This window comes from Pseudomonas sp. Z1-14, from assembly GCF_051132005.1.
Taxonomy (GTDB): domain Bacteria; phylum Pseudomonadota; class Gammaproteobacteria; order Pseudomonadales; family Pseudomonadaceae; genus Aquipseudomonas.
Window position 1 is genome coordinate 1,969,572 of sequence record NZ_CP071646.1, and the last position, 25,125, is coordinate 1,994,696.

Sequence of the window (25,125 nt, forward strand, 5' to 3'; positions counted from 1 at the left end):
ATGAGTGAAAAAGCAATCTTGAGCTGCCGCAACCTGGGCAAGTCCTACGAGGAAGGCCCGGAATCGGTGGTGGTGTTGTCGGGCCTGCAACTGGAGCTGCACCCCGGTGAGCGCGTGGCGATCGTCGGGACTTCCGGCTCGGGCAAAAGTACCTTGTTGAATTTGCTCGGTGGCCTCGATACGCCGACCGCTGGCAGTGTCTGGCTGGCGGGCGAAGAGCTTTCGGCGCTGAACGAAAAGGCCCGCGGCCTGTTGCGTAACCGCTCCCTGGGCTTCGTCTATCAGTTCCACCATCTGCTGCCCGAGTTCACCGCGCTGGAAAACGTCTGCATGCCCCTGTTGATCGGCCGCACCGCAATTCCTGAAGCCCGCCAGCGAGCTACGGCGTTGCTGGAGCGGGTGGGACTGGGCCATCGCCTGGAGCACAAGCCGGCCGAGCTGTCCGGCGGCGAGCGCCAGCGCGTGGCGATTGCCCGGGCCCTGGTCAACAAGCCTGGGCTGGTGATGCTCGACGAGCCGACCGGCAACCTCGACTCCCATACCGCGCAAGGCATCCAGGACTTGATGCTGGAACTCAGCACCTCGATGCGCACGGCGTTCCTGGTGGTGACCCACGACATGAACCTGGCTCGACAGATGGACCGCGTCCTGCATTTGCAGGAAGGTTGCCTGACGCCGATCTGACCGACCAAAACCCGGTAGCTGATACGGCGCCGGGTCTTTTATTTCATACGGTGCCCAGCGAATGTTCAGACCGTTATCGATTTTCATCGGCACGCGCTATACCCGCGCCAAGCGCCGCAATCGTTTTGTCTCGTTCATTTCCATGACCTCGATGATCGGCCTCGCCCTTGGCGTGTTGGCGATGATTGTCGTGTTGTCGGTGATGAACGGCTTCCAGCGCGAAATGAGCTCGCGCATCCTCGGCATGGTGCCTCACGCCACTATCGTCGGCGTCAACCCGATCGACGATTGGCAACCGGTGGCCGCCGCGGCATTAAAAAATCCTGAAGTGACGGCTGCGGTGCCGTTCACCGAGATGGAAGGGATGTTGAGCCATAAAGGTTCGATGCAGCCGATCCAGATCAGCGGCGTCGATCCGGCCCAGGAAGGCAAGGTCTCGATTGTCGCCCAGCACATCGTCCAGGGGCGTCTCGATGCCTTGAAGCCCGGCGAGTTCGGCGTGGTGATCGGTGAGATCACCGCGCGGCGCTTTCGCTTGAATGTCGGCGACAAGGTGACCCTGATCGTGCCGGAAGTCAGCACCGCGCCGGGGGGCATCACCCCGCGGATGCAACGACTGAATGTGGTGGGGGTGTTCAAGGTCGGCGCCGAGCTGGACGGTTCCATGGCGCTGATTCACTTGGCCGACGCCGCGCAGATGCAGCATTGGCAACCGAACCAGGTACAGAGCGTGCGTCTGGCGGTGAAAGATTTGTACGCAGCGCCGAAAGTCTCCGGTGACATCGCCAGCGGGCTTGGCGCGGCCTACAAGGCTGACGACTGGACCCACACCCAGGGCAGTCTGTTCAGTGCGATGAAAATGGAAAAAACCATGATCGGCCTGTTGCTATTGATGATCGTCGCGGTGGCGGCGTTCAACATCATCGCCACGTTGATCATGGTGGTGAACGACAAGGGCGCGGACATCGCGATCCTGCGTACCATCGGCGCCACGCCGCGGCAGATCATGGCGATTTTCATGGTCCAGGGCACGGTGATCGGCGTGGTGGGCACGTTGATCGGCGGGGTGCTGGGGGTGATTGCGGCGTTGAATGTCAGCGCGCTGGTGGGTTGGCTGGAAAGGGTCAGCGGCCAGCACATTTTCAGTTCCGATGTGTACTTCGTCAGCAACCTGCCGTCGGAACTGCAGCGTGGCGACGTGCTGCTGATCTGCTCCGCCGGGTTCATCCTCAGCTTCCTCGCCACCGTATACCCGGCCTGGCGCGCGGCGAAGATCGAACCTGCGCAGGCGTTGCGGTATTCCTGATAACGCGGGAAGCCCCCGTGGCGAGGGAGCTTGCTCCCGCTGGAGTGCGCAGCGCTCCCAAAAATCTAAACTCCTCCTATCACTAGTGAGATTGGGGCTGCTGCGCAGCCCAGCGGGAGCAAGCTCCCTCGCCACAGGGGTTGAGTCCGGCCTAATTATCCTTGGGCAACTCGATCACGAACCGCGTCCAGCCATCGGCCGATTCACAGCGGATATCCCCGCCATGGGCGCGGATAATCGAGCGGGTAATGGCCAGCCCCAGCCCGGCGTGTTCACTGCTGCCTTCCTGGCGAGCCGGGTCGGCGCGGTAAAAACGGTCGAACAGGCGCGGCAGCAGCGCCGCCGGAATTTCCCCGCCACTGTTTTCCACATCGATGCGCACAGTCTGCGGCCCGTCGACAATCCGTATCCGCACCTCGCCACCACCGGGGCTGAAGCGCAGGGCGTTGTCCAGCAGATTGGACAGCGCGCGGCGCAGCATGCTGCGGTCGCCCTCGATACGTCCGTTCCCTTCGCGGCTCAGCTTTACCTCGGCGTCTTCGGCCAGTGGCGCGAAAAACTCCAGCAGCAGGTCCGTTTCCAGCGCCAGCTCCAGCGGTTCGCGCTGGACGGCCAGCAAGCCATGGTCGGCCTTGGCCAGGTAAAGCATGTCGTTGACCAGTTGTGCCATCCATTGCAGCTCTTCGAGATTGCTGTGCAGGGCTTCGCGATAGTCGTCCAGCGAGCGTTCGCGGGTGAGAGTGACCTGGGTATGGGTCAGCAGATTCGACAACGGCGTACGCAGCTCATGGGCGATGTCGGCGGAGAAGGCGGAGAGGCGCTGGAAGGCATCGTCGAGGCGTCCAAGCATGTCGTTGATGCTGTGGGCCAGTTCCGCCAGTTCGGCGGGCATGTGTTCTTCTGGCAGTCGAGCATTGAGCGAACGTGCCGAGACGCTGCTGGCAATGGCGCCCATACGGCGCAGGGGGCGCAAGCCACGCCGGGCGGCCCAGGCGCCAAGCAGGGCGGTCGCCAGCGCCGAGAGGCCGACGGTCAGCCAGATCAGACGCTGCATGCGTTGCAGGAAATGCTGGTGGTGGGTGATGTCCAGCAGCAGTGTCAGTTGGGGCGAATCCGCACGATTGGGATCCAGCGGCGCGTTTAATACGCGGTAGTCATTGTCGGTGTCGTTGAGGGTCGACAGGCCGGGCCGTTCGGGCACCTGGACCGGCAGGCGGATCGAGCTGTCATGCCAGCGCACGCCATCGCGGTCCTTGATGCGCAAGGCAAGGTCCGGCTGGCGGCTCAACTCGTCCGCCAGGCGCGCCTCGGGGTTGGGGCCATCTTGCAGGGCGCGGCGCACGCCGGTCAATTTGGCCTCGAGCAACTGCTGGTCTAGTTCGATGAAGTGCGCCTCGCTGCCGCGGCTGAACAGCACGCCGGCAAACAACGACACGATGGCGGTGCAGGCGGCGAAAAGCAGCGCCAGCCGATTGCTCAGCGACCATCGGCGACTCACAGGTTGCGCTCTTCAAGGACATAGCCCATGCCGCGCACGGTGTGGATCAGCTTGTCGGGAAACTCGTCGTCGATCTTGATCCGCAGACGCCGGATCGCCACCTCGATGACATTGGTGTCACTGTCAAAATTCATGTCCCAGACTTGTGAGGCAATCAACGACTTTGGCAATACCTCGCCTTGGCGCCGCAGCAGCATCTCCAGCAGGGCGAATTCCTTGGCGGTCAGGTCGATGCGTTTGCCGCCGCGTTCTACCCGGCGCCGGATCAAGTCCAGCCGCAGGTCCGCCAGTTGCAGGCTGGTTTCCTGGGCCGCCGAACTGCCTCGGCGCAGCAGGCTGCGCACCCGGGCCAGCAGTTCGGAAAAGGCGAAGGGCTTGATCAGGTAATCATCGGCACCCAGTTCCAGGCCATGCACACGATCCTCTATCGCATCCCGCGCGGTGAGAAACAGCACCGGCGTGTCCAGCCCGGCGCCGCGCACCGCTTGCAGAATCTGCCAGCCATCGCGGCCGGGTAGCATCACGTCAAGAATCAACAGCGCGTATTCACCGCTCACGGCCAGTTGCTGGCCGGTGCTGCCATCAGCCACCAGATCGGCGTTGAACCCGGCTTCGCTCAAGCCTTGGCGCAAGTATTGGCCGGTTTTCAGTTGGTCTTCGACGATCAGCAGTTTCATGGTCGGGCTCAAGGCTGTGTTTGAACGTGGGCGTTATACCGTGGCGCATGGTGTCATGGGGCAAGCTGACAAAGTTGTAATGCAACTGCAAGCCAGTTGGGGGAGCAAGCGCTCAAGGAAACCGTAAAGGCTGGTAGAATCCGCTGATTCTTCAGTCAGGTTTCCGTCATGCATCCCGCAGCCGAACACTCGCCGCTGGGCAAATCCAGCGAATACATCGCCACGTACACGCCGTCACTGCTGTTTCCGATCCCGCGAACCGCGAAATGGGCGGAACTGGGCCTGACGGCCGAGACCCTGCCGTACAAGGGCGTGGATTTCTGGAACTGTTTCGAGCTGTCATGGCTGCTGCCGTCCGGCAAGCCGGTTGTCGCCATCGGTGAATTCGCGATCCCGGCGGATTCGCCAAATATCATCGAATCCAAGTCCTTCAAGTTGTACCTGAACTCCTTGAACCAGACCTCGTTCAACGACAGCGCGAGCCTGGAAGCCACGCTGCGCCAGGACCTTTCCGCCGCGGCGGGCAAGCCGGTAGGTGTGCGGATTCGCAGCCTCAAGGATGTCGAGAGCGAAGGCATCGTTGCATTACCCGGTGTCTGCGTTGACGACCTGGACATCACTGTCGACTCCTACGAGCACCCGCGTCCGGAGCTGCTGCGTTGCGATGCATCGCGTATCGTCGAGGAAAGCCTGCACAGCCATCTGCTCAAGTCCAACTGCCCGGTAACCAGCCAGCCGGACTGGGGCAGCGTGGCGGTGGAGTATCGCGGCGCGGCGCTGGACCACGCCAGTCTGCTGGCTTACATCGTCAGCTTCCGCCAGCATTCGGACTTCCATGAGCAGTGCGTCGAGCGGATCTTCCTAGACCTGCAACGCTTGCTCAAGCCGGAGAAATTGACGGTATATGCGCGGTATGTGCGCCGGGGTGGGTTGGATATCAATCCGTATCGCAGCACCGAGGATGTGCAACTGCCGAACCAGCGTCTGGTTCGGCAATAAAATTTCTTGCTGAAGAGTTCTTGTGGAAGGACTTTTGTGGGAGCGAGCCTGCTCGCGAAGGCGGCCGTACATTCAACACATTTGCTGACTTTCACACCGCTTTCGCGAGCAGGCTCGCTCCCACAGTGGATTGCATTTCAATATGCAGATACTAAAAAGCCCTGCTGGCGATAGCAGGGCTTTTGGCGTTTGACGGGCTTAGATCCCCATGCTGCCCAAGGTGTTAACGATATTGCGCAGTGTTCCGGCGATCGTTGGATGCTCCAGCTCGAAGCGGTCGACGGCGAGGTTGACGGTGTCAGCGATGTTGGAGTCCTGTGTTCTGGTTTCCAGTTCAAGCTCAAGCTCGATCTGCTGCATTAATGCGTGCAGATCAGTACGTTCGGCTTCGGACAGCGGCGGGTTCTGTTCCAATTGCTCGCGCAGTTTGTTGAGCTGTTCTTGCAATTCGCGGGCAGGCATTGGCGTACTCCCTTTATTGATAGGCACTGCCATGGACCGCGACGCTGCGTCAAAAGTCCGTGGCTTGCCTTAAGAGTAATCCACACTCAAGCGCCCTGCATGATCCTGGTCACGGCTTCTCGCCTTTGAGGCGACGCAGGCTGATATCGGCCAGGCAGGTATCGAGTTCGCCCAGGTGATCGATCACCGAATGCACGCCCAGGCCGAACAACTCCACGGTGGCCTTGGCCCGTTTGATTTCCCGTTCCTGCTGGCTCAAGGCTTGCCATTCGGCGGGCGTAAGGCCGCACAGCGAGCCGCAGGATGCCAGCCCGATGGTCCATAGACCGGCGTTTAGCCCCGACTGCAACAGCTTCGGTTCGCCGCTGACCAATACGCAGCCATCCAGTTGCCTGACATCCAGCGCCATAAGGGCTTGCCAACAGGCATGGGGCGCTGGCCACGGATTATTTGTTGCAGGAAGTTGCGGAGATTTCACCCATGCCGGCAGTGAGGCCGCCAACCCGCGGCTGATGGCGGGTGGCAATTCGTCAAGCCAGGCGCAGGGGATGTCGAGCTGCCGCAGGCGTTGCAGGCTTTCCAACGCCCCGGGTGTAAGTTGCGTGTGCTCGGCCGGCATAATCCCTGGCTGACGAGCACGCGAGCCGAAATCAACCAGGCATCCGCTGAGGCCAAACAGGACGGCCGTCAGGCTGGGGGCGGGGAGGGGCTTGGTTTCGGCGCGGGGCATGTGGACGTCCTTGAAATAACCCGCAGCCTAACGAGGCACGATGACAGTCCGGTTACAGTGGGATGAAGGCGACCCGTATGGAAAATTCCTACGGAGAGCTTCCTTTTTCTGTGCTGCCTATCCACGCGTTCCGCCTTATACTAGCCACCTTACCGCCTGGGCTCGGCGCCCTTGCCTGAATAATCCAAGGAGTTTTTCCCTATGCGCTGGAGCCATCGTCTAGCTCAGCTGTGTCTATCTGCCAGCGTTCTGCTGGTGCCGTTCGCCGCTCACGCCGCCACGGAAGAAGATCCTTGGGAAAGCGTCAACCGTCCGATATTCACCTTCAATGACACCATCGACACCTACGCGCTGAAGCCGCTGGCCCAGGGGTACCAGTATGTGACGCCGCAGTTCCTCGAAGACGGCATCCACAACGTGTTTCGCAACATCGGTGACGTCGGCAACCTGGCCAACGATGTGCTGCAAGCCAAGCCGGCTGCCGCCGGGGTCGATACTGCCCGGTTGATCTTCAACACGACGTTCGGCCTGCTGGGCTTCTTCGATGTCGGCACCCAGATGGGGCTGCAGCGCAACGACGAAGATTTCGGCCAGACCCTGGGATACTGGGGGCTGGGCAGCGGACCCTACCTGATGCTGCCGCTGCTGGGGCCGAGCACTCTGCGTGATGCGCCGGCCAAGCTGGTCGACAGCTACGCCACCCCATACCCCTACATCGACAACGTCTCGGTGCGTAATTCGATCTGGGGCCTGAACATCGTCGACACCCGCGCCAGCCTGTTGTCGGCCGAAAAAATGGTCAGTGGCGACAAGTATGTGTTCCTGCGCAACGCCTTCCTGCAGAACCGTGAATTCAAGGTCAAGGATGGTCAGGTCGAAGACGATTTCTGATTTCGGCCGGTTGAATGTGAAAGGCGGCCCGAAAGGCCGCCTTTCGTGCTTTGGCTTTTGTCCAGAGCCGGAATCAACCTTCCATTGAGTTACGCTTCGCTCGGTTCTTATAACTCTCTGTGCTTTGACAAATAAAGAGCTCGAGCGGGCTATCTGCATGAGCTTGAAACGCCCCGCGGATGGGAGTACCGTCTGCGCCTTAGAAGGGCACCTCTGATGTATATGCGTGTAGGGCAAACGCCTGAAACCTGTACGACAGAGAGGCTAGAAAGCGAATCCAGTAGTGCGTGCCAGGCCCAGTTGCCCAGCCCCCTACGCCAACCTAATTCTGGCGCCGTTTGCCCACATGCCAAAAACCAGTGCCACGCTGCTGATAATCGATGATGACGAAGTGGTGCGAGCCAGCCTCGCAGCCTACTTGGAAGACAGTGGTTTCAGCGTCCTGCAGGCCAGCAACGGCCAGCAGGGTCTTCAGGTATTCGAGCAGGACAAGCCCGACCTGGTCATCTGCGACCTGCGCATGCCGCAGATGGGCGGACTCGAACTCATTCGCCAGGTCACCGAGCTGTCGTCACAGACTCCGGTGATCGTGGTGTCGGGCGCGGGGGTGATGAACGACGCGGTCGAGGCATTGCGCCTGGGCGCGGCGGATTACCTGATCAAGCCCCTCGAAGACCTTGCCGTGCTCGAGCATTCGGTGCGTCGAGCCCTGGACCGCTCGCGCCTGTTGGTCGAGAACCAGCGCTATCGCGAGAAGCTGGAAACGGCCAACCGTGAGCTGGAAGCCAGCCTGAACCTGTTGCAGGAAGACCAGAACGCCGGGCGTCAGGTGCAGATGAACATGCTGCCGGTCAGCCCTTGGACCGTCGACGGTTTCCGTTTTGCCCACCAGATCATCCCGTCGTTGTACCTGTCGGGTGATTTTGTCGATTATTTCCGGGTCGATGAGCGCCGAGTGGCTTTCTACCTGGCGGATGTTTCCGGACACGGTGCTTCGTCGGCATTCGTGACCGTACTGCTGAAGTTCATGACCACGCGCCTGCTGTTCGAATCCAAGCGCAATGGTACGTTGCCCGAATTCAAGCCCTCGGAGGTCCTTGGGCATATCAACCGAGGCCTGATCAGTTGTAAGCTGGGCAAACACGTCACGATGGTCGGTGGAGTCATCGACGAGGAGACTGGTTTGTTGACGTATAGCATCGGCGGTCACCTGCCGTTGCCCGTTTTGTACACACCTGACAGTGTTCGTTACCTGGAAGGGCGTGGCTTGCCGGTAGGCCTGTTCAACGAGGCCACCTATGAAGATCACGTGCTGGAACTGCCTCCGGCTTTCAGCTTGACGCTGATGTCTGATGGCATTCTGGACCTTTTGTCGGAACCTACACTCAAAGAGAAAGAAGCGGCCTTGCCTGAACGGGTAAGTGCGGCGGGCGGCAGCCTGGAAGGCCTGCGGCAAGTGTTTGGATTAGCCACGCTAGGGGAGATGCCGGATGATATCGCCCTGTTAGTGTTGAGCAGGAATCTTTGATGAGTACCGGTAGAATCCAGTTCGCCGAGCAGGACGGCACCTTCGTCCTGAAGTTTGTCGGTGAAGTGCGCCTGACCTTGTGTTCGGCGCTGGATGCGACAATCGAGAAGATCTTCACCGCGTTGAACTTCAACGCCATCGTGATCGACCTGACCGAAACCCGCAGCATCGACAGCACCACCCTGGGCCTGCTGGCCAAATTGTCGATCCTGTCGCGGCAAAAGGTCGGCCTGCTGCCGACCGTTGTCACCACCCACAACGACATTACCCGTTTGCTGCAGTCGATGGGCTTCGATCAGGTGTTCAACATCGTCGGCGATCCGGTGCCATGCCCGGAATGCCTGGATGATCTCCCTGATCAGGACCAGTCCGAAGAGGACGTGCGGATCAAGGTGCTTGAAGCGCACAAGATCCTCATGGGGCTGAACGACTCCAATCGTGAAGCGTTCCATGACCTGGTGAGTGCGTTGGAGCGGCCCTGATTCCTGGGTGTTGTAGACCGAGCTGAGGCCTTCGCGAGCAGGCTCGCTCCCACAGGGATCAAGGTTGGACTCGGTCAGAAACTGTGGGAGCGAGCTTGCTCGCAATGGCGTTTATCGATCCGCCATATCTCTTGAGCCAAACAGAACAAAAAAGGGCGAACCCATCCAGGTTCGCCCTTTTGCATGCCGCCGGTTCAGCTCAAAGCTTGGCTTGCAGCAACGCTTCCAGCTTCTCCTGGTCCCGAGCGAACTGACGAATGCCTTCAGCCAGTTTCTCGGTTGCCATGGCATCCTCGTTGGACAACCAGCGGAACTGCGCCTCATTGAGGCTCAGGCGCGCTTCCCCGGCCTGGCCAGGCGCCAGCTTGCGTTCCAGCTTGCCCTCGTCGGCGGCCAGTTTTTCCAGCAGTTCGGGGCTGACGGTCAAGCGGTCGCAGCCGGCCAGTTGCTCGATCTGGTTGAGATTACGGAAGCTGGCGCCCATGACCACGGTCTTGTAGTCATTGGCCTTGTAGTAGTTGTAGATGCGCGTCACCGACTGCACGCCGGGATCGTCGGCCCCGGTGTAGTCATTGCCGTTGGCCTTTTTGTACCAGTCATAGATACGGCCCACGAATGGCGAAATCAGGAACACACCGGCGTCGGCGCAGGCCGCGGCCTGGGCGAAGGAGAACAGCAGCGTCAGGTTGCACTGGATGCCTTCGCGCTCCAGTTGCTCGGCGGCGCGGATGCCTTCCCAGGTGGAGGCGATCTTGATCAGCACGCGATCCCGGCCCACACCGGCCTTTTCGTACAGGTCGACCAAGCGATGGGCGCGCTTCAACATGGCCTCGGTGTCGAACGACAGGCGTGCATCCACTTCGGTGGAGATGCGCCCCGGAATCACCTTGAGGATTTCTTGCCCGACCGCTACACCAAAACGGTCGCTGGCCAGGCCCACGTCACCCTTGCAATCCGCCACGCAGGCGTTCAGCAGCTCGGCATAACCGTGAATGGCCGAAGCCTTGAGCAGCAGGGAAGGGTTGGTGGTGGCGTCCACCGGTTTGATGCGGGCGATGGCTTCGAAGTCGCCGGTATCGGCCACGACGGTAGTGAACTGCTTGAGTTGTTCCAGCTTGGAAGTCATGAGCGTGCTCTGTCCTATGGGTCCGTTGACATTACCCGAGGGCCGGCAGCCACTCAAGGGCGTGAAGAGGTATCGATGGCCCCAGCGGCAACAACCCGGAAACGGCTGTTTGAAAGGCCGGGGCAACTATCGGTAGATACGATGCCAAAACAGCGCGCAGGTTCAAAGCAAGTGATGGTTAACGCCCTTCAAGCAACTGCCCGGCCTGATCCAGCAGCGCCAACGGATCCTTGGTCTTGTGAATGTCCACCGACAACAACTGCCGGAACCGCCGCGCCCCCGGAAACCCCGTGCCCAGCCCCAGCACATGCCGGGTGATGTGATGCATGGCGCCGCCAGCCGCCAAGTGGGCGGCGATATAAGGCCGCAATTGCGCCAAGGCCTCGGCGCGGCTGATGACCGGCGCAGTGCTGCCGAACAATTGCTGGTCCACTTCGGCCAGCAGATAAGGGTTGTGGTATGCCTCGCGTCCGAGCATCACCCCGTCGAACGTCCGCAGGTGTTCATGACACGCCTCCAGCGTCTTGATCCCGCCGTTGAGGACGATTTCCAGCTCAGGGAAGTCAGCCTTCAGCTGCGCCACCACGTCATAACGTAGCGGTGGAATGTCGCGGTTTTCCTTGGGCGACAACCCCTCCAGAATGGCGATTCGCGCATGCACGGTAAAACTGCCGCACCCGGCCTCACGCACTGTCCCGACGAAATCGCACAATTGTTCGTAGCTGTCTCGACCATTTATTCCAATCCGATGCTTCACCGTCACTGGAATCGACACCGCATCACGCATGGCTTTCACACAATCGGCCACCAGCCCCGGATGGCCCATCAGGCAGGCGCCAATCATGTTGTTCTGCACCCGGTCGCTCGGACAACCTACATTGAGGTTGACCTCATCGTAGCCATGTTCCTCGGCCATTCGGGCGCAGGCGGCCAAGTCGGCGGGAACGCTGCCGCCCAATTGCAGGGCCAGCGGGTGCTCGGTTTCGTGGTGACGCAGGAAACGCTCGTGATCACCGTTGAGCAGGGCGCCGGTGGTGACCATCTCGGTGTAGAGCAGGGCGTGTTTGGAGAGGATGCGCAGGAAGTAGCGGCAATGGGGGTCAGTCCAGTCCATCATGGGTGCAACAGAAAAGCGGCGGGACAGCGGAGCGGCGTGTAAAGGCATTGGGGAATTTGGATCAGAAGGGCGGATCGGCGCAGTTTATCAGTGATGAAGTGCAACTGTCCGCGGCTCAGGTCTGAATCATTTCCCCAATGCACTTCTCAAAAACCGCCTCCATGGGGGCCAGCACACAGTTATAAGCCGCGATATTGGCGTCGATCCATTCGTCCTTATCGATCCCCCACCAACTGATCTCGAATCCGGCATTCATGATGAGGTGTTCAAACAGGATGCGCTGGGCGCGGCCGTTGCCTTCGCGGAATGGGTGGATGATGTTGATATCGGAATAGGCATCTGCCACGGCGATGATCAGCTCTGTTCTGCTCAATCCCTCGAACCAGTTCGACGCCGCCAGGTTGGCGAATATCTTGTTGGCTTCCTTTTCCATGTATTCAGGTTGGCAAAAACGCGTGGCTTGCTTGGCCATGCCAACGGTCCGCAGCGCTCCGGCCCATTCGAACAGGTCCGAGAACAGCGCTCGATGAATATTCTGCAAATAAGGCAGGCTGTAAGGAGGAGGGTTGAATTCGACATGGCTCGCAGCGATGGCCGAGAGCTGTTGTTCGGCTTCGCTCAAGGTCTGTTCATCGCGGATATCGAGTTTATTGCGCAGGACCGTGGAGCCCGGATAACAATAGGCGTCTTCGCCGACGCCGTATTTGTCGGGCATCAGGCTCGAGTCTTGGTGAAGGTCTTCAGGACTTCCTCACGGGAAGGCAGCTTGTCTTCGCTGTCTTGCGCAGACACCTTGAACCCTTCCAGGCGCAGGCTGGCCGCGTAGTTGGACCGGCGAGTCCTGGCCGCGTAGGCCTTTTTTGTTTCCAGGCTGACAGTGCCCATCGGGGTGGACCTCGAATCGCGTTGGTTGGCGAATTATAGCCCATCGCCCCGGCAAGGCCTATGTCGCGGTCGGGCTCAGTCTTCCATCGGCAAACGGATTGACCAACGGGGCTTGCATATCGGCGTATCTCCAAATACTGTTCATGCATCCAGTATTCGGGAATTCTCCATGCAGCTCATCGCCAAGCTCGGCATTCTTGCAGACGCCGCCAAATATGACGCGTCGTGTGCCAGCAGTGGGGCGCCCAAGCGCAGTTCGCGTGGTCGCGACGGGCTTGGGGCCACGGATGGCATGGGGATCTGCCATAGCTACACGCCGGATGGGCGCTGTGTCTCGCTGCTCAAAGTGCTGCTGACCAATTTCTGTCTGTACGACTGCCAGTATTGCGTCAACCGTCGTTCCAGCAACGTGCCGAGGGCGCGCTTTACGCCGGAGGAAGTGGTGCGGTTGACGCTGGATTTCTATCGTCGCAATTGTATCAGCGGGCTGTTCCTGAGTTCCGGCATCATTCGCTCGGCCGATTACACCATGGAGCAACTGGTTCGCGTGGCGCGCTTGCTGCGGGAGGAGCATCAATTCCGAGGCTATATTCACCTCAAGACCATTCCCGATGCCGATCCGCTATTGATCGAGGAGGCGGGTCGGCTAGCGGATCGCCTGAGTGTGAACATCGAACTGTCCTCCGAGGTGAGCCTCAAGCGCCTCGCGCCGGAAAAGCAATTGATCACGATTCGTCAGGCCATGGGCACCATCCATGACGGTCAGCAGGCGGTGGCTGGCGAGCCGCGGGCGCCGCGCTTTGCGCCGGCCGGGCAGAGTACCCAGGTGATCGTGGGAGCGGATGCCACCGACGACCATGCCATCCTGAGCAACGCCGAGTCGCTCTACCAGGGCTATGGTTTGCGGCGGGTCTACTATTCCGCCTTCAGTCCGATTCCCGACAGCCCCGCCAGTGTGCCGCTCGCCGCGCCGCCGTTGCTGCGTGAGCATCGGCTGTATCAAGCCGACTTCCTGATGCGTGGCTACGGCTACAAGGCGGGCGAACTGTTGAACACGTCCAGCAACCTGGACCTGGACATCGACCCGAAGCTGGCCTGGGCGCTGGCTAATCGCGATGTGTTTCCACTCGACCTCAACCGTGCCGAGCCGGCGCTGCTGGCGCGCATTCCCGGGATCGGCCTGCGTAGCGTGCAGCGCCTGGTGACGCTGCGCAGGGAGCGGCGGATTCGGTATGACGATCTGGTGCAGTTGCGCTGCGTGCTGGAAAAGGCCCGCCCGTTTATTGTGACCAGCGATTACCGGCCCGCTGACGCGCAAACGCGCAGCGGCTTGCTGCGGGCACGTTTGCGCGATCCGCAAAGACCTGTGCAAATGGGGCTGTGGGGATGATCGCGCTGGATTGCGATGACGATTTCGCCATCTGGCGCGACCAAGCCCGGACGTTGCTTGGTCACGGAATAGACCCCTGTGATGTGGCTTGGGCCCAGGGCCCCATGGCCGATCTGTTGGCAATGCCGACGCCCTTGCCGCAAGGCCCGGGTCCGTTCCGCACTCGCGTCCCGGCAGCGTTGTTGAGCCAGTTGCAACAGGCCAGTCGTTATCACGGCGAACAGCGCTGGAACCTGTTGTACGAAGTGCTCTGGCGCGTAGCGCATGGCGACCGCACCGCCATGCTCGCGGGCGATCGCCTGGGCAGCGAGTTGCAACGGCGCATCAAGCAAGTCAGTCGCGAGGCTCATCACTTGCACGCCTTCGTGCGCTTCATTCCCTTGTCGCCAGCCCTGACCGATCAATTGCAGTTGGACCTGGTGGCGTTCCACCAGCCGGCGCACGACATCCTTGAGAGCGCGAGCGGCCATTTTGCCGAGCGGCTTGGTCGGCAACGCTGGCTGATTGCAACGCCTCGCGACGGTATTCGTTTCGACGGCCAATCGCTGGATTACCAGCGCCACTGCCCCGCGCAATGGCAACAATGGGCCCGCCACGCCGAAGACCCCGGCGCCGAGTTGTGGCGCACCTATTACAGGCACATCTTCAACCCGGCGAGGCTCAACCCGACCGCGTTGCGCCAGCACATGCCCGGGCGGTTCTGGAAGCATTTGCCTGAAGGGGAATTGATTCCTCAACTGGTGGGGCAGGCGCGGCAGGGGAAGCAGAGGGATGGGCAGGCGTTGGAGGTGGGGGAGAAGATGGGTAAGCGGATTGTCGTAGGGGGCGTGGTAGAGGCACCGGTTTAAGGCGGCGCCTTGTTCCGAGTGAACCAGTGTTTCTTAGATCATACTAATGCCTTGGTTTTGCGGGGCTTAGGTGCATCCATCATCTTATGCAATTCATCAGTCATGGCGGCTAGCCTTTTCTCCAGATCCTTCACGTCGGATCGGGTGATACCATTTGCATAGGGCTTGACTGTCCGCTCCCGCTTCCGAGCTGCTGCTGGTGCCAGGTTGTGGGCAGTTTCAGACACCAGGGCCTGACGCAGCAGATTGTTGATGAGGGTTTGATACCCAGTGCCAGCGCTTTCGGCGCACTCGCGAGCCGCTTCGATCACGTCGTCGTCAAGCATGATGGTGATGCGAGTCTTGCCTTTACTGCTCGCAACGGGCCCGCGCTTGGCGGTGCTGAAATCATATTCTTCTTTCATAGGTCACCCCCCAGGTACTGATGAAGTTCATTTTTGGATGCTACGCGGGCGCTGATGACGCGAACGAAATCCGGCTCGCGGTAGGTGTACGCAATGACGAGGACACGACCAGTTGCGTCTTGCCCCATGATAATCCACCGTTTTTCATCATGATCGTTGTCCTCACGTTCAAGGGCCATATCGTCATAAAATACGGCTTCGGCGTCCGCCAGGCTTACTTTGTGTTTCCGTTTGTTCGCAACGTTTTTCGCCGGGTCATACTGAACTCTGAATGTTTTCATTATGCATATTCTATATGTATAAAAAAGACCCTGCGTCAGCTCTTTCGTCTGGTCAGCCAAGGCGACTGCCTCAACCATACGGCGAAGTGTGTGTCCTCGTTTCAGGGTTTTGAGATTCATTCATTTCAAGATCAGTCCATGCGCTCATCCGTGGCTTTATCTGCCGGATGTAATCGGCCTGCGCAACGCCGCAATGTCCCGCTTGGGCGACGCACCGAACAGGCGGGCGTATTCGCGGCTGAACTGCGAGGGGCTTTCGTAACCCACTCGGTAGGCGGCGTTGGCCACGTCCAGCTGTTCGTTGAGCATCAGCCGTTTTGCTTCGTTTAGCCGCAGCCACTTCTGATATTGCAGGGGGCTCATCGCCGTGAGCTGGCGGAAGTGATGGTGAAAGGTCGGGGCGCTCATCTGCACCCGCGCCGCCAGGTCATCCACGCGGATTGGCGCGGCGTAGTTCAACTTCAGCCAGTCGATGGCCTTGGCGATCCGGTAGCCCTGGCTGTCGACGGACGCGATCTGGCGCAGCCGCGCCGCCTGGTCGCTCATCAGTAATCGGTAATGGATCTCGCGCTGGATCAGCGGCGCCAGGATGGGGATCGCCTCGGGTTCATCCAGCAATGCCAGCAGGCGTACGAACGGCGCCAGGAAGTCCGCTGTGCTGGTGCCGATGCCCGCACCAATCCCGACCGGGCGCTCAAGACGCGGCGCCAGCCCGCCTTGGGCGACCAGATCGGCAACCATGCGCAAATCCAGCCTCAGGACCAGGCCCAGGCATGGCTGTTCCGGGCTCGCGACCATCACTTCGGAGTTCGCCGGCATATCCAGTGAAGTCATCAGGAATCGCCCGGTGTCGTAACCATACGCCTGGCCACCAATCCAGACCTGCTTCATCCCTTGGGCGACGAGGACGATGCTCGGTTCGATCATGCAGGTCGCGGGCGGGGCAGGGGCGTCGCGCCGGAAGAGGCAGAGGCCGGGCATCGACGTTTCGACGTCTCCCGATTCTGTGGTCCGGGGAGCGATGAGGTCCGCGAGCATCTTTTGCGGCGATTTGCCGTGGCTGGTCATGTCGATTGTCTGTCGGGGTGATAGTTATAGGCAGAACCTTAACTCGCCAAGCGAAGCGCTGCCTACGGCAAATAAGCAGGCTCACAGGATCGGGCAAGAACTTCAGCGAAATGTTCTACCGGCGAATGGCGCCGGTCCCTGAAACTGCCAGTCGAATTCAACTCAACAAGGAGTCATCTCATGCGTGTACAAGCCTACGGCGCCCACGCGGGCGACAAACCCCTTGAACCGATGCAAATCAATCGCCGCGCACCCGGCGCGCACGACGTGCAGATCGACATCGCCTTTTGTGGGATCTGCCACTCGGACCTGCACCAGGTGCGCGCCGAGTGGGCAGGCACTCAGTTCCCTTGCGTCCCTGGCCACGAAATCGTCGGCCGCGTGTCGGCGGTGGGCGCCCATGTTTCCGCGTTCAAGACCGGTGATCTGGTCGGCGTCGGCTGCATTGTCGACAGCTGCAAGCACTGCGAGGACTGCGAAAGCGGCCTGGAAAACTACTGCGACGGCATGATCGGTACCTACAACTTCCCGACGCCGGACGAACCGGGCTGGACCCTGGGTGGCTACTCGCAGAACATCGTGGTGCATGAGCGTTATGTGCTGCGCATCCGTCACCCCGAAGAGCAATTGGCCGCCGTCGCGCCACTGCTTTGTGCAGGCATCACCACCTATTCGCCATTGCGTCACTGGAACGCCGGGCCGGGCAAGAAAGTCGGCGTGGTCGGGATCGGTGGCCTGGGGCACATGGGCATCAAGCTCGCTCACGCGATGGGCGCACACGTCGTGGCGTTTACCACTTCGGAATCCAAGCGCGAGGCCGCCCGGCAGTTGGGCGCCGATGAAGTCATCGTGTCGCGCAATGCTGATGAAATGGCCGCCCACGCCAAGAGCTTCGACTTCATCCTCAACACCGTGGCGGCGCCCCACGACCTCGACGTTTTCCTGGTATTGCTCAAGCGCGACGGCGCGATGACCCTGGTGGGCGCTCCGGCGACGCCTCATTCGTCGCCCAATGTCTTCAACTTGATCCTGAAGCGTCGAACCATTGCCGGCTCGATGATCGGTGGGATTGCCGAAACCCAGGAAATGCTGGACTTCTGCGCTGAGCACGGCATCGTTGCCGACATCGAGCTGGTTCGTGCCGATCAGATCAACGCGTCCTACGAGCGGATGCTCAAGGGCGACGTCAAGTATCGCTTCGTGATCGACAACGCTACGTTGGCCGGTTGAATGTAAGCCTCAAAGCGTTCAGGCCCGATTGATGCGGGAGCGGGCCTGCTCGCGATCGCGGTGTTCCAGTCGCCTGTGCGTGGATTGTGCCGTCGTCATCGCGAGCGAGCTTGCTCGCCCAAGGGTTTCGAGCCCTTCCATAAATTTCAGGTTGTTATCCATGACCCATACTTTATCGCCCACCCCGCAGGGTAAGCCTGCGTGGGGCGCGGTGCTGGCCATGTCATTGGCTGCCTTCGCGCTGGTCGCCTCGGAATTCATGCCGGTCAGCCTGCTGACACCGGTAGCGGCGGACCTTCATGTCAGCGAAGGGCAGGCCGGCCAAGGCATCGCCGTCTCCGGCGCCTTTGCCCTGGTCACCAGCCTGTTCGTCGCCTCGATTGCCGCCCGGGTCGACCGCAAATGGCTGCTCTCGGCATTGACACTGCTGATGATCGTTTCCGGCACAGTGGCTGCGCTGGCCCCCGACTACGTGACGTTCATGGTCGGCCGCGCCTTGATCGGCGTTGCGATTGGCGGCTTCTGGTCGCTGTCGGCGGCTACGGCCATGCGCCTGGTGCCGGAGGACAAGGTCCCCCGCGCATTGGCCATCGTCAACGGCGGCAATGCCTTGGCGACGGTAGTCGCTGCGCCATTGGGCAGCTTCCTGGGCGCAATCATCGGTTGGCGTGGCGCGTTCTTCTGCATCGTGCCTGTCGCCGCGCTCGCCCTGGCGTGGTTGCTGTTGAGCCTGCCCTCGCTGCCCTCGCGGGTGAAGCAGGACAGCGGCAATCCTTTCAAACTGATGACTCAGGCACCGGTTGCGTTGGGCATGCTGGCCGTCAGCACGTTCTTCATGGGCCAGTTCATGTTGTTCACCTATCTGCGTCCCTTCCTCGAAACGGTGACGCAGGTGAGCGTGTCGCTGTTGTCGTTCATGTTGTTGGTGATTGGCTTGGCCGGTTTGTTCGGAACCTTCCTGATCGGTTCGTTCTTGAGGAACGGCCTGTATCGGACCCTCATCGTCATCCCGTTGTTGATGGCTGCAATCGCTCTTGCGCTGGTTGCGTTCGGCGGGTCAGCGGTAATGACGGCGGTGCTGCTGGGTGTCTGGGGGCTGGTGGCAACGGCGGCGCCTGTTGGCTGGTGGACCTGGCTGGCCAGGACGTTGCCGGAAAATGCCGAGGCAGGCGGCGGATTGATGGTGGCGATCGTCCAGCTCGCCATTGCGTCTGGTGCCACGGTGGGTGGCGTCCTGTTCGACCTGAGCGGTTATCGGGCGACGTTTGAAACCAGCGCGGGCGTGTTGGTTGTTGCGGCGGTGCTGACCATGCTGGCGGCCCGTGCCGCGGCTCGCAAGTCTTCGCAAGCGTCGAGCGACGCGACATATGGCGCGGTGCGAGAGTCAAACTGATCGAAACCAATGCAGGCTTCGTTGATCCATAAGCAGGGGAAAAAAATCCCTGATGTTATCGGGCAACCGAAGCTGGACGAGACCGTTGGGCGCCTGCAGTTTGGTGGCATATTGATATCTTGGTAAGCTTCAAGCTCGTTACCTACCGAGTTGGTTAGTTGTGTCTACTGAAAGAATTTCCCAATTGGAGCAGGCGCTCCTGGCGGTCATTGCGGCCGCGGGCAAGATGGGCGTCAGTTGTGATGAACTTTGCGCGCAGGCTGTGGGCGGGCTGGTGTCCGAGCGCTACTGGAGCTGGGCGGATGCCCAGCACGCTCAAGGCGCGGCTGACGAGATCGATAACGCCTTGGCGGTCCTGGTCGGCCGGCATACGGCTACGCCTGGCAATCCCGTGCAAAGCGGGCCCGATGCAGCATTTGAGTCGGCTGCCGGCTGATCCTCCTCTCTTCAGTAATGGGCGACTCAATAGGTCGCCCATTTGCTTTAAAGCCCCAACCCTTCCTCGATGATCAAGAGAAGAGCATCTTCATTCAGCGCTACGGGTTCGGTGTGTTGCCCGGCCGGCCGCAGCTGCCAAAGCGATTCGCCATGCGTGCCCACGGTGCGCAGGATGCAGTGCTTCACGCCTTGCATATGGATTTCGATGCATCCCTCTGCGCTGGTGGAGAAGCGGGCGATCGGATCGAGCGAGATGCGCCGGTGGTTGCCCTCGATCACCAATTGGTCAATGGCGTAGTTGTACGTCGAACCGCTGGAGTGGCGCTCGAAGACGTGGGTCGGATTGCGCCGGATAACCAGGCCCGCCTCGCACACCGGCGCGAGCCACGTTTCGATCTGACGGTACAAGTCGTAGACCTGGCCGGGCCAGTGTTCGATGGCCAGGTCGGCGCAGTTGTCGACGCCGGCTGGGGTTCGTTGGGCCTGCCTCAGCTTCGCCGCGAGTTCGTCTGCCTTGCTCATGTCGATTCCCTGTCGTGGTGATAGGTTGAGCGTAGCTGATGGAGTGGGGGGCTCAGTTGCGCTGGGTCATGGCGCGGTTTCGTTTTGCGCAGCGAGCTGATTTCGGGCGTTTCGCAGCCATATGCGAGTATCCTTTCGAATCTGGTGACCTATATAGCGAGGGCATTGATGACGTGTTCAGGGTCGTTATGAATGGCGCGCAACAGAGCTTTCGCGGGACCGGTTGGCTCGCGCCGCCCTTGCTCCCAATTGCGTAGCGTGCCCAACTGAACGTCGATCAATGCTGCAAACTTGGCTTGGGTCAGGCCGGTGGCTTTTCGTATCTCCTTCACCTGCAGCGCATCGACGATGAATTCCCGGGACGGCTGACGCTCTCCTCGGACAATCTCATCCATCTGTTGCACGCTTTCCATCAGCTCATCGAAAAATCTGCTCATGGTTATCTCCATTGCTCGACGATCATTTTCAACGCCTTGCGTTGATCACCGGCGGACAATGCTATAGGACGCAGCTCCCCTATTCATCTGGTGAGTTGTAACGGCAATCTCCAACGTCTGAGTGGACTCAGTGTTGCGCCCGAAACGAGGGGGCGCTTTGCGTGGGGGTCCTCTCGTTGCCTCTGCTGGCCATCCGCTCCACCGCATCCGGCAACGAAGCCACATGCACCGCGCGCGACGGCATGGCGAAGCGCACGCCGATCCTGGCGAACTCTTCCATCATGCCCAGATTGATCGCCTGCTGGATGTCCATGTAAACGTTGTAGCTGGGGTCCAGCACGATATAGACCGTTTCGAACTCCAGTGCGCTTTCGCCAAAACCGCGAAAATGCGCGCGGTCGAAGCGGGTTTTTTCCTGGGCCTTGATGATCTTTTCGACGATGACCGGCACTTGCCGCAGTTGTTCTGTCGAGCATTCCTGGGGCCGGGCGAATTCGAAGACGATGCGGCGCTCCTGGAGGCGTTTGTAGTTCTGGATGGTGGTGCTGATCATGCCGGCGTTCGCCATGACGATTTGCTCGCCACCCAGGCTTCGGATTCGCGTGGTCTTCAGGCCGACATGTTCCACGGTCCCGGCCAGGGAGCCTACGACGATGAAGTCGCCGACTTCGAAAGGTTTGTCCACGGCAATCGACAGCGAAGCGAACAGGTCCCCCAGGATATTCTGCACCGCGAGCGCCACGGCGATGCCGCCCACGCCGAGGCTCGCAACGAACGCCGTGATGTTCACGCCCAGGTTGGAAAGCATCGCCAGGAGCACCACCGCCCAGAGAAATACTTTCGCGCCCCACAGGCTCAGGGTGGCCAAGGCGCTTTTCTGGTGGATGTCGGAGTGGCTGTGGCGGGCGAAATAATGCATCAACGCCAGGGCGATCGCTCGGTTTGCCCATAATCCCACCTGCAGGGCCGCCACCACGAACCAGAGGCTGCTGACTCGACTCAGCCAGCGTTCCGGCAAGTCCAGTACGCCAACGCCGATCAGGATCGAGGCCAGCAATAACAAGGTATTGCTGGTACTGGACAGTACTTCGACGGCGATGTGGCTGACATAAGCGTCGGGTTTTTGTGCCCGGGCACGCACGTTTTTCAACAGAAAACCGACGCCAGCCCTGGCGATGATGAAACTCACCGTCATCACGCTCAGTGCCAGCAGCCAATTGGCGATGGAAATGCCCAGTACCTGGGTGTCGGTAAAAATATCGAGGGAGCTTGAGTCCATGGATGGATCACCTGTGCCATTTCTGTTCAGGTTGTGCCCTGGCCGCACCGGCCGGGCCATGAACTTGGTTAGTTCGCAGGTGGCAGAGGCCCGTTCAATTTTCTTGCCGTCAGCGGCCCCGGGCATGGGCCGCTGATCCGACTCAAGCGCCTCTCTTAGCGCAGCAGATGCACCGCCAGCCCGGCCAGGCCGCAGGCCAGCAACACCTGGATGACGCCGCGTTTATAGCGGAACAGTGCAATGAACGCCGCGACTGCAAGAATTGCCGATGGCCAGTCCAGTGCTGCGTGTAAGCCCTTGGGCCAGAGCACGTGATAACCAAAGAAGCAGGCGAGGTTGAGAATCACCCCCACCACCGCCGCGGTGATCGCTGTGAGCGGCGCGGTGAATTTCAACTCGTCATGGGTCGATTCCACCAGCGGACCGCCGGCCAGGATGAACAGGAACGAGGGCAGGAAGGTGAACCAGGTCACCAGCGTGGCCGCAACCGCGCCCGCCAGAAACGCCTGTTCGGGGCCGAACACCTGCGTCACGTAACCCCCGACGAAACCGACGAACGCGACTACCATGATCAGCGGTCCCGGAGTGGTTTCGCCCAGGGCCAGGCCGTCAATCATCTGAGTCGGTGTCAGCCAGCCGAAATGTCCGACGGCGCCTTGATACACGTAGGGCAGAACCGCATAGGCGCCGCCGAAAGTCAGCAGTGCCGCCTTGGTAAAGAACCAGGCCATCTGCGTCAAGGTTCCTTCCCAACCAAACATCGCGGTCAACAGGCCTATCGGCAGAATCCACAGCAGCGCCCCGACGATCAGCAGTCGGGCCAGGCGGGTGGCACTGAAACGAGCGTGTTCCGGGGTCGGTGTATCGTCATCGATCAGGGCCGGGCCGAACGACTTGTGCCTGGCATCGTGGCCGCCCAGGCTGAACTTTGCCGGTGCCCAGCGACCGCCGAAGTAACCGACGACCGCCGCCCCCAGTACGATTAGCGGGAAGGGTACGTTGAAGGCGAAGATCGCCGTAAACGACGCGGCGGCGATTGCCCACAGCCAGTTGTTCTTGAGCGCGCGCGAGCCTATCCGGTGCGCGGCATGCACGACGATCGCCGTCACGGCGGGCTTGATGCCATAAAAAATGCCGGCCACCACCGGCACTTCGCCAAAGGCGACGTATAGCCAGGATAATGTGATGAGAATGAACAGCGAGGGCAGGACAAACAACGCCCCGGCGATTACTCCGCCCCAGGTTCGATGCATCAGCCAGCCCAGGTACGTCGCCAGTTGCTGGGCCTCGGGGCCGGGCAGCAGCATGCAGTAGTTCAGGGCGTGGAGGAAGCGACGCTCGGAGATCCAGCGCCGACGCTCCACCAATTCCTGATGCATGATCGAGATCTGGCCCGCCGGTCCGCCGAAGCTGATGAAACCCAGTTTCAGCCAGAACCAGAAGGCCTCTCGCAGGCTGACGGTCGACGGTCTGGTCTGTACCTGTTCTACAGTGCTCGGGTTCGGAGTGCTCATGGTCCGCGGGGCCTTGATATAAAGGCCACCTACGTTATGGGGCGAGACACGTTTTAGATAGCCCCGGTAAGGTTCGCGTGTAAAAAAAACGCGCCAAGGGGCGGCGGAATTGCCAGATGATGAGGGGGATTTTGGATCCACTGCGCCATCCATCGACTTCGCCCCACTGGCAAATTGCCGGCCTCCAAGCGGTACGCTAAGCTCACGAATATTAGGGGCTTTGAGCGTTTTGCTCATGCTTTGCCCTCTTCAGGAATTCGCTTGCCTATCCCCATCAACGATCCGCTCCATGCGCCCGGCGGCACCCTCAAGCGCCTGCCGTTGCTCAAGGCTGCGGTGGCGTTTATCGCGACGGTATGCCTGTGCCTCTGCGGTTTGCTCTATCTGCAACTTGAGCAATCTCGTCGTCACGACCTGGAGTCGGCGCGGATTGCTTCGGCCAACCTTACCCGTGCCATGGCCCAGCAGGCCCAGGATACTTTCCTGCAGGCCGATCTCGTGCTCGACAGCCTGGCAGACGGGATCCAGATCGATGGCTATGGCCCGGCCGTGCGCGCGCGCCTGCAACAGACATTTGCCCGGCGCGTGCAGTCTCTGGAACAACTGCATGGCCTGTTTCTGTTCGACAAGAGCGGCCAGTGGATCATCACCTCGTTTGAAAAGCTGCACCGGGGATCCGGTATCGCGGATCGTGAGTATTTCCAGTTTCACCAGGAGAACGCCTCGCTCGTCGCCCATATCGGCCCGGCGATCCGCAGCCGGCAGAACGGCGAATGGATCATCCCCGTTTCCCGTCGGCTGAATGACCGCAAAGGCAATTTTCAGGGCGTGCTGATGGCTGGGATCAAGATGTCGTATTTCGACCAGTTCCTGAAGAGTTTTAATCTCGATGATCAAGGCGAGATGGCCCTGGCGTTGTCCGATGGGACTTTGCTGGCGCGCCGGCCCTTCGACGAGGCGCTGATTGGTGCGTCCATGGCGCGGCATCATATTTTCCAGCACGATCCGGTGGTGGGGGCTTCCGGCGATGAGATGATTCGCTCCGGCACCGATAATATCGTCAGGCTCTATGGCCATCGGCATCTGCAAGCCTACCCACTGGTGGTCGTTGCCGCGATGTCCGAGTCAGCGATCCTGACGGGCTGGTATGACCGGGCGGTGCAATCGAGCCTGATCGTGGCCTTGGTGGTGCTGGGTATCTGTCTGTTTGGCTGGGTTTTCGTGCATCAGGTGCGTAACAGCGAGCGGATTGAAGCGGACCTGCGCAAGGCCCAGCAAGCGCTGGAACTGATCGCCACTCATGACAGCCTGACCGGGCTGGCGAACCGCCGGCTGTTCGAGCGGGCCCTGGGCATCGAGTTCGGCCGAGGCGCCCGCCAGCGCAGCCCCCTGAGCCTGATCATGCTCGACATCGATTTTTTCAAGCGCTACAACGATACCTACGGGCATGTCGCGGGTGATCATTGCCTGGCGGAGGTCGCGAAGGTGCTCAAGGGCTGCTGTCATCGCAAGGCCGACCTGGCGGTGCGTTATGGTGGCGAAGAGTTTGCTGTCCTGCTGCCCGATACGAACCTGCACGGCGCCATGGCATTGGCCGAACAGATCCGCCGCCGCGTCATCGACAGGCAGATTACCCATTCGGCTGCCCCCTCCGGCTACCTGACGGTGAGCCTGGGTTGCCATGCCTTCGTGCCCAGCAGCCTGGACAGTACGGAAGTCTTCATCCAGCGAGCCGATGCGGCGCTGTATCAGGCCAAACACAGCGGTCGCAACTGTGTCGCGGCGTTGTCCAGGGAAGACTCGTTCGATGCGCTGGAGCGTTCCGATCGCTGAGATTCGTCGGAATCATCGGCGGCGGATCGAGGTCCATTGTTCAACCCACAGGCGGCGCGTAGCCCTTTTCGTCAAACTCTGTAGGCTCGCCAACTGACGCGGC

General features: G+C 60.6%; 28 protein-coding genes. 12 read left to right on the forward strand and 16 right to left on the reverse strand.

The genetic code is table 11. The features are described from left to right. Entirely contained in the window at window positions 1-684 is a 684-nt protein-coding gene (gene lolD / locus J3P89_RS09045) for a lipoprotein-releasing ABC transporter ATP-binding protein LolD (protein ID WP_162843734.1), read from the forward strand. 61 nt (window positions 685-745) lie between these two features. After that, window positions 746-1,990 carry a lipoprotein-releasing ABC transporter permease subunit gene (locus J3P89_RS09050; RefSeq protein ID WP_434629769.1) on the forward strand — a complete coding sequence of 415 codons (1,245 nt, stop codon included), beginning with the start codon at window positions 746-748 and terminating at the stop codon, window positions 1,988-1,990. 151 nt (window positions 1,991-2,141) lie between these two features. Here the strand turns inward: J3P89_RS09050 and J3P89_RS09055 are convergent, their stop codons facing one another. Together J3P89_RS09055 and J3P89_RS09060 are read right to left on the reverse strand one after the other, a co-directional pair. After that, window positions 2,142-3,488 (reverse strand): heavy metal sensor histidine kinase, encoded by a 1,347-nt coding sequence (locus J3P89_RS09055; RefSeq protein ID WP_434697316.1) that lies wholly within the window; start codon window positions 3,486-3,488, stop codon window positions 2,142-2,144. Then, complete coding sequence (locus J3P89_RS09060) at window positions 3,485-4,165, reverse strand: heavy metal response regulator transcription factor (protein ID WP_434629774.1); 681 nt, start codon at window positions 4,163-4,165, stop codon at window positions 3,485-3,487. Before J3P89_RS09060 ends, J3P89_RS09055 begins: the two co-directional genes overlap by 4 nt. Before the next feature lie 168 nt (window positions 4,166-4,333). Between J3P89_RS09060 and queF the strand changes: the two genes are divergently transcribed. Further along, entirely contained in the window at window positions 4,334-5,164 is an 831-nt protein-coding gene (gene queF, locus J3P89_RS09065; RefSeq protein WP_434697317.1) for an NADPH-dependent 7-cyano-7-deazaguanine reductase QueF, read from the forward strand. 198 nt (window positions 5,165-5,362) lie between these two features. Here the strand turns inward: queF and J3P89_RS09070 are convergent, their stop codons facing one another. Both J3P89_RS09070 and J3P89_RS09075 read right to left on the reverse strand, forming a co-directional pair. After that, window positions 5,363-5,626, reverse strand: a complete 264-nt coding sequence (locus tag J3P89_RS09070; RefSeq protein ID WP_434697318.1) for a DUF4404 family protein — start codon at window positions 5,624-5,626, stop codon at window positions 5,363-5,365. A gap of 109 nt (window positions 5,627-5,735) precedes the next feature. Further along, window positions 5,736-6,356, reverse strand: a complete 621-nt coding sequence (locus tag J3P89_RS09075) for an HAD family phosphatase (protein ID WP_434697319.1) — start codon at window positions 6,354-6,356, stop codon at window positions 5,736-5,738. A gap of 201 nt (window positions 6,357-6,557) precedes the next feature. Here J3P89_RS09075 and J3P89_RS09080 point away from each other — a divergent pair, with 201 nt between their 5' ends. The 3 genes from J3P89_RS09080 to rssC all read left to right on the forward strand — a co-directional run bounded on the left by J3P89_RS09080 (window position 6,558) and on the right by rssC (window position 9,257). After that, complete coding sequence (locus J3P89_RS09080) at window positions 6,558-7,247, forward strand: MlaA family lipoprotein (protein ID WP_434697320.1); 690 nt, start codon at window positions 6,558-6,560, stop codon at window positions 7,245-7,247. 346 nt (window positions 7,248-7,593) lie between these two features. After that, window positions 7,594-8,775, forward strand: a complete 1,182-nt coding sequence (rssB, locus tag J3P89_RS09085; protein WP_434573055.1) for a two-component system response regulator RssB — start codon at window positions 7,594-7,596, stop codon at window positions 8,773-8,775. After that, a complete protein-coding gene (gene rssC, locus J3P89_RS09090) occupies window positions 8,775-9,257 on the forward strand; it encodes an anti-sigma factor antagonist RssC (protein WP_305500035.1) in 483 nt (160 codons plus the stop codon). Before rssB ends, rssC begins: the two co-directional genes overlap by 1 nt. Window positions 9,258-9,456: 199 nt before the next feature. Here rssC and tal read toward each other — a convergent pair whose 3' ends face one another. From tal to J3P89_RS09110, 4 genes are all read right to left on the reverse strand, one after another. Next, window positions 9,457-10,383 (reverse strand): transaldolase, encoded by a 927-nt coding sequence (gene tal / locus J3P89_RS09095; RefSeq protein ID WP_305500037.1) that lies wholly within the window; start codon window positions 10,381-10,383, stop codon window positions 9,457-9,459. A gap of 178 nt (window positions 10,384-10,561) precedes the next feature. After that, window positions 10,562-11,548: a tRNA dihydrouridine(20/20a) synthase DusA gene (gene dusA / locus J3P89_RS09100; RefSeq protein ID WP_434697321.1), complete on the reverse strand. Its 987-nt coding sequence runs from the start codon at window positions 11,546-11,548 to the stop codon at window positions 10,562-10,564. A 67-nt stretch (window positions 11,549-11,615) separates the two neighbouring features. After that, the gene (locus J3P89_RS09105; protein ID WP_434697322.1) at window positions 11,616-12,215 is read right to left on the reverse strand and encodes a putative adenosine monophosphate-protein transferase Fic; all 600 of its coding nucleotides are present in this window, start codon (window positions 12,213-12,215) and stop codon (window positions 11,616-11,618) included. Next, window positions 12,215-12,385, reverse strand: coding sequence for a YhfG family protein (locus J3P89_RS09110; RefSeq protein WP_434601288.1), 171 nt, complete (start codon window positions 12,383-12,385; stop codon window positions 12,215-12,217). Before J3P89_RS09110 ends, J3P89_RS09105 begins: the two co-directional genes overlap by 1 nt. A gap of 169 nt (window positions 12,386-12,554) precedes the next feature. Here J3P89_RS09110 and J3P89_RS09115 point away from each other — a divergent pair, with 169 nt between their 5' ends. Both J3P89_RS09115 and J3P89_RS09120 read left to right on the forward strand, forming a co-directional pair. Beyond that, a complete protein-coding gene (locus tag J3P89_RS09115; protein WP_434573140.1) occupies window positions 12,555-13,775 on the forward strand; it encodes a putative DNA modification/repair radical SAM protein in 1,221 nt (406 codons plus the stop codon). After that, window positions 13,772-14,623: a TIGR03915 family putative DNA repair protein gene (locus J3P89_RS09120; protein WP_434697323.1), complete on the forward strand. Its 852-nt coding sequence runs from the start codon at window positions 13,772-13,774 to the stop codon at window positions 14,621-14,623. Before J3P89_RS09115 ends, J3P89_RS09120 begins: the two co-directional genes overlap by 4 nt. Window positions 14,624-14,661: 38 nt before the next feature. Here J3P89_RS09120 and J3P89_RS09125 read toward each other — a convergent pair whose 3' ends face one another. The 3 genes from J3P89_RS09125 to J3P89_RS09135 all read right to left on the reverse strand — a co-directional run bounded on the left by J3P89_RS09125 (window position 14,662) and on the right by J3P89_RS09135 (window position 16,376). Next, window positions 14,662-15,027 carry a BrnA antitoxin family protein gene (locus tag J3P89_RS09125; protein WP_434697324.1) on the reverse strand — a complete coding sequence of 122 codons (366 nt, stop codon included), beginning with the start codon at window positions 15,025-15,027 and terminating at the stop codon, window positions 14,662-14,664. Then, on the reverse strand, window positions 15,024-15,308 hold the full coding sequence (locus J3P89_RS09130; protein WP_434697969.1) for a BrnT family toxin: 285 nt from the start codon (window positions 15,306-15,308) through the stop codon (window positions 15,024-15,026). The genes J3P89_RS09125 and J3P89_RS09130 overlap by 4 nt, the downstream gene beginning before the upstream one ends. A gap of 156 nt (window positions 15,309-15,464) precedes the next feature. Beyond that, window positions 15,465-16,376, reverse strand: a complete 912-nt coding sequence (locus tag J3P89_RS09135) for an AraC family transcriptional regulator N-terminal domain-containing protein (protein WP_434697325.1) — start codon at window positions 16,374-16,376, stop codon at window positions 15,465-15,467. 180 nt (window positions 16,377-16,556) lie between these two features. Between J3P89_RS09135 and J3P89_RS09140 the strand changes: the two genes are divergently transcribed. Further along, entirely contained in the window at window positions 16,557-17,606 is a 1,050-nt protein-coding gene (locus tag J3P89_RS09140) for an NAD(P)-dependent alcohol dehydrogenase (RefSeq protein ID WP_434573146.1), read from the forward strand. A gap of 18 nt (window positions 17,607-17,624) precedes the next feature. Here J3P89_RS09140 and J3P89_RS09145 read toward each other — a convergent pair whose 3' ends face one another. Next, window positions 17,625-17,768, reverse strand: coding sequence for a hypothetical protein (locus J3P89_RS09145; protein WP_434672402.1), 144 nt, complete (start codon window positions 17,766-17,768; stop codon window positions 17,625-17,627). On the opposite strand from J3P89_RS09145, the gene J3P89_RS09150 reads away from it, so the two are divergent. Further along, window positions 17,767-18,999, forward strand: a complete 1,233-nt coding sequence (locus tag J3P89_RS09150) for an MFS transporter (protein ID WP_434697326.1) — start codon at window positions 17,767-17,769, stop codon at window positions 18,997-18,999. The genes J3P89_RS09145 and J3P89_RS09150 overlap by 2 nt on opposite strands. A gap of 160 nt (window positions 19,000-19,159) precedes the next feature. After that, entirely contained in the window at window positions 19,160-19,435 is a 276-nt protein-coding gene (locus tag J3P89_RS09155; protein WP_434697327.1) for a hypothetical protein, read from the forward strand. Between the two features lie 47 nt (window positions 19,436-19,482). On the opposite strand, the gene J3P89_RS09160 is transcribed toward J3P89_RS09155, so the two are convergent. The 4 genes from J3P89_RS09160 to chrA form a co-directional block, all read right to left on the reverse strand. Beyond that, window positions 19,483-19,959 (reverse strand): hypothetical protein, encoded by a 477-nt coding sequence (locus tag J3P89_RS09160; RefSeq protein ID WP_434697328.1) that lies wholly within the window; start codon window positions 19,957-19,959, stop codon window positions 19,483-19,485. Window positions 19,960-20,108: 149 nt separating this feature from the next. Further along, on the reverse strand, window positions 20,109-20,396 hold the full coding sequence (locus tag J3P89_RS09165; RefSeq protein WP_434601281.1) for a helix-turn-helix domain-containing protein: 288 nt from the start codon (window positions 20,394-20,396) through the stop codon (window positions 20,109-20,111). A 127-nt stretch (window positions 20,397-20,523) separates the two neighbouring features. Beyond that, window positions 20,524-21,675: a mechanosensitive ion channel family protein gene (locus tag J3P89_RS09170; protein ID WP_434697329.1), complete on the reverse strand. Its 1,152-nt coding sequence runs from the start codon at window positions 21,673-21,675 to the stop codon at window positions 20,524-20,526. 155 nt (window positions 21,676-21,830) lie between these two features. Then, window positions 21,831-23,189 carry a chromate efflux transporter gene (chrA, locus tag J3P89_RS09175; protein ID WP_434697330.1) on the reverse strand — a complete coding sequence of 453 codons (1,359 nt, stop codon included), beginning with the start codon at window positions 23,187-23,189 and terminating at the stop codon, window positions 21,831-21,833. A gap of 261 nt (window positions 23,190-23,450) precedes the next feature. On the opposite strand from chrA, the gene J3P89_RS09180 reads away from it, so the two are divergent. Then, window positions 23,451-25,022, forward strand: a complete 1,572-nt coding sequence (locus J3P89_RS09180; protein WP_434697331.1) for a diguanylate cyclase — start codon at window positions 23,451-23,453, stop codon at window positions 25,020-25,022. Window positions 25,023-25,125 lie beyond the last annotated feature (103 nt).

What these genes read in the sequence shown, in the direction of transcription:
- J3P89_RS09110 (WP_434601288.1), bottom strand. Translation starts at nt 12,385, where the DNA reads ATGGGCACTGTCAGCCTGGAAACAAAAAAGGCCTACGCGGCCAGGACT.
- chrA (WP_434697330.1), bottom strand. Translation starts at nt 23,189, where the DNA reads ATGAGCACTCCGAACCCGAGCACTGTAGAACAGGTACAGACCAGACCG.
- J3P89_RS09070 (WP_434697318.1), bottom strand. Translation starts at nt 5,626, where the DNA reads ATGCCTGCCCGCGAATTGCAAGAACAGCTCAACAAACTGCGCGAGCAA.
- J3P89_RS09075 (WP_434697319.1), bottom strand. Translation starts at nt 6,356, where the DNA reads ATGCCCCGCGCCGAAACCAAGCCCCTCCCCGCCCCCAGCCTGACGGCC.
- J3P89_RS09125 (WP_434697324.1), bottom strand. Translation starts at nt 15,027, where the DNA reads ATGAAAGAAGAATATGATTTCAGCACCGCCAAGCGCGGGCCCGTTGCG.
- queF (WP_434697317.1), top strand. Translation starts at nt 4,334, where the DNA reads ATGCATCCCGCAGCCGAACACTCGCCGCTGGGCAAATCCAGCGAATAC.
- J3P89_RS09060 (WP_434629774.1), bottom strand. Translation starts at nt 4,165, where the DNA reads ATGAAACTGCTGATCGTCGAAGACCAACTGAAAACCGGCCAATACTTG.
- J3P89_RS09050 (WP_434629769.1), top strand. Translation starts at nt 746, where the DNA reads ATGTTCAGACCGTTATCGATTTTCATCGGCACGCGCTATACCCGCGCC.
- J3P89_RS09080 (WP_434697320.1), top strand. Translation starts at nt 6,558, where the DNA reads ATGCGCTGGAGCCATCGTCTAGCTCAGCTGTGTCTATCTGCCAGCGTT.
- J3P89_RS09135 (WP_434697325.1), bottom strand. Translation starts at nt 16,376, where the DNA reads ATGACCAGCCACGGCAAATCGCCGCAAAAGATGCTCGCGGACCTCATC.
- J3P89_RS09130 (WP_434697969.1), bottom strand. Translation starts at nt 15,308, where the DNA reads ATGAAAACATTCAGAGTTCAGTATGACCCGGCGAAAAACGTTGCGAAC.
- J3P89_RS09120 (WP_434697323.1), top strand. Translation starts at nt 13,772, where the DNA reads ATGATCGCGCTGGATTGCGATGACGATTTCGCCATCTGGCGCGACCAA.
- rssB (WP_434573055.1), top strand. Translation starts at nt 7,594, where the DNA reads ATGCCAAAAACCAGTGCCACGCTGCTGATAATCGATGATGACGAAGTG.
- rssC (WP_305500035.1), top strand. Translation starts at nt 8,775, where the DNA reads ATGAGTACCGGTAGAATCCAGTTCGCCGAGCAGGACGGCACCTTCGTC.
- J3P89_RS09160 (WP_434697328.1), bottom strand. Translation starts at nt 19,959, where the DNA reads ATGAGCAAGGCAGACGAACTCGCGGCGAAGCTGAGGCAGGCCCAACGA.
- J3P89_RS09115 (WP_434573140.1), top strand. Translation starts at nt 12,555, where the DNA reads ATGCAGCTCATCGCCAAGCTCGGCATTCTTGCAGACGCCGCCAAATAT.
- tal (WP_305500037.1), bottom strand. Translation starts at nt 10,383, where the DNA reads ATGACTTCCAAGCTGGAACAACTCAAGCAGTTCACTACCGTCGTGGCC.
- J3P89_RS09105 (WP_434697322.1), bottom strand. Translation starts at nt 12,215, where the DNA reads ATGCCCGACAAATACGGCGTCGGCGAAGACGCCTATTGTTATCCGGGC.
- J3P89_RS09165 (WP_434601281.1), bottom strand. Translation starts at nt 20,396, where the DNA reads ATGAGCAGATTTTTCGATGAGCTGATGGAAAGCGTGCAACAGATGGAT.
- J3P89_RS09140 (WP_434573146.1), top strand. Translation starts at nt 16,557, where the DNA reads ATGCGTGTACAAGCCTACGGCGCCCACGCGGGCGACAAACCCCTTGAA.
- J3P89_RS09150 (WP_434697326.1), top strand. Translation starts at nt 17,767, where the DNA reads ATGACCCATACTTTATCGCCCACCCCGCAGGGTAAGCCTGCGTGGGGC.
- J3P89_RS09170 (WP_434697329.1), bottom strand. Translation starts at nt 21,675, where the DNA reads ATGGACTCAAGCTCCCTCGATATTTTTACCGACACCCAGGTACTGGGC.
- lolD (WP_162843734.1), top strand. Translation starts at nt 1, where the DNA reads ATGAGTGAAAAAGCAATCTTGAGCTGCCGCAACCTGGGCAAGTCCTAC.
- dusA (WP_434697321.1), bottom strand. Translation starts at nt 11,548, where the DNA reads ATGCCTTTACACGCCGCTCCGCTGTCCCGCCGCTTTTCTGTTGCACCC.
- J3P89_RS09145 (WP_434672402.1), bottom strand. Translation starts at nt 17,768, where the DNA reads ATGGATAACAACCTGAAATTTATGGAAGGGCTCGAAACCCTTGGGCGA.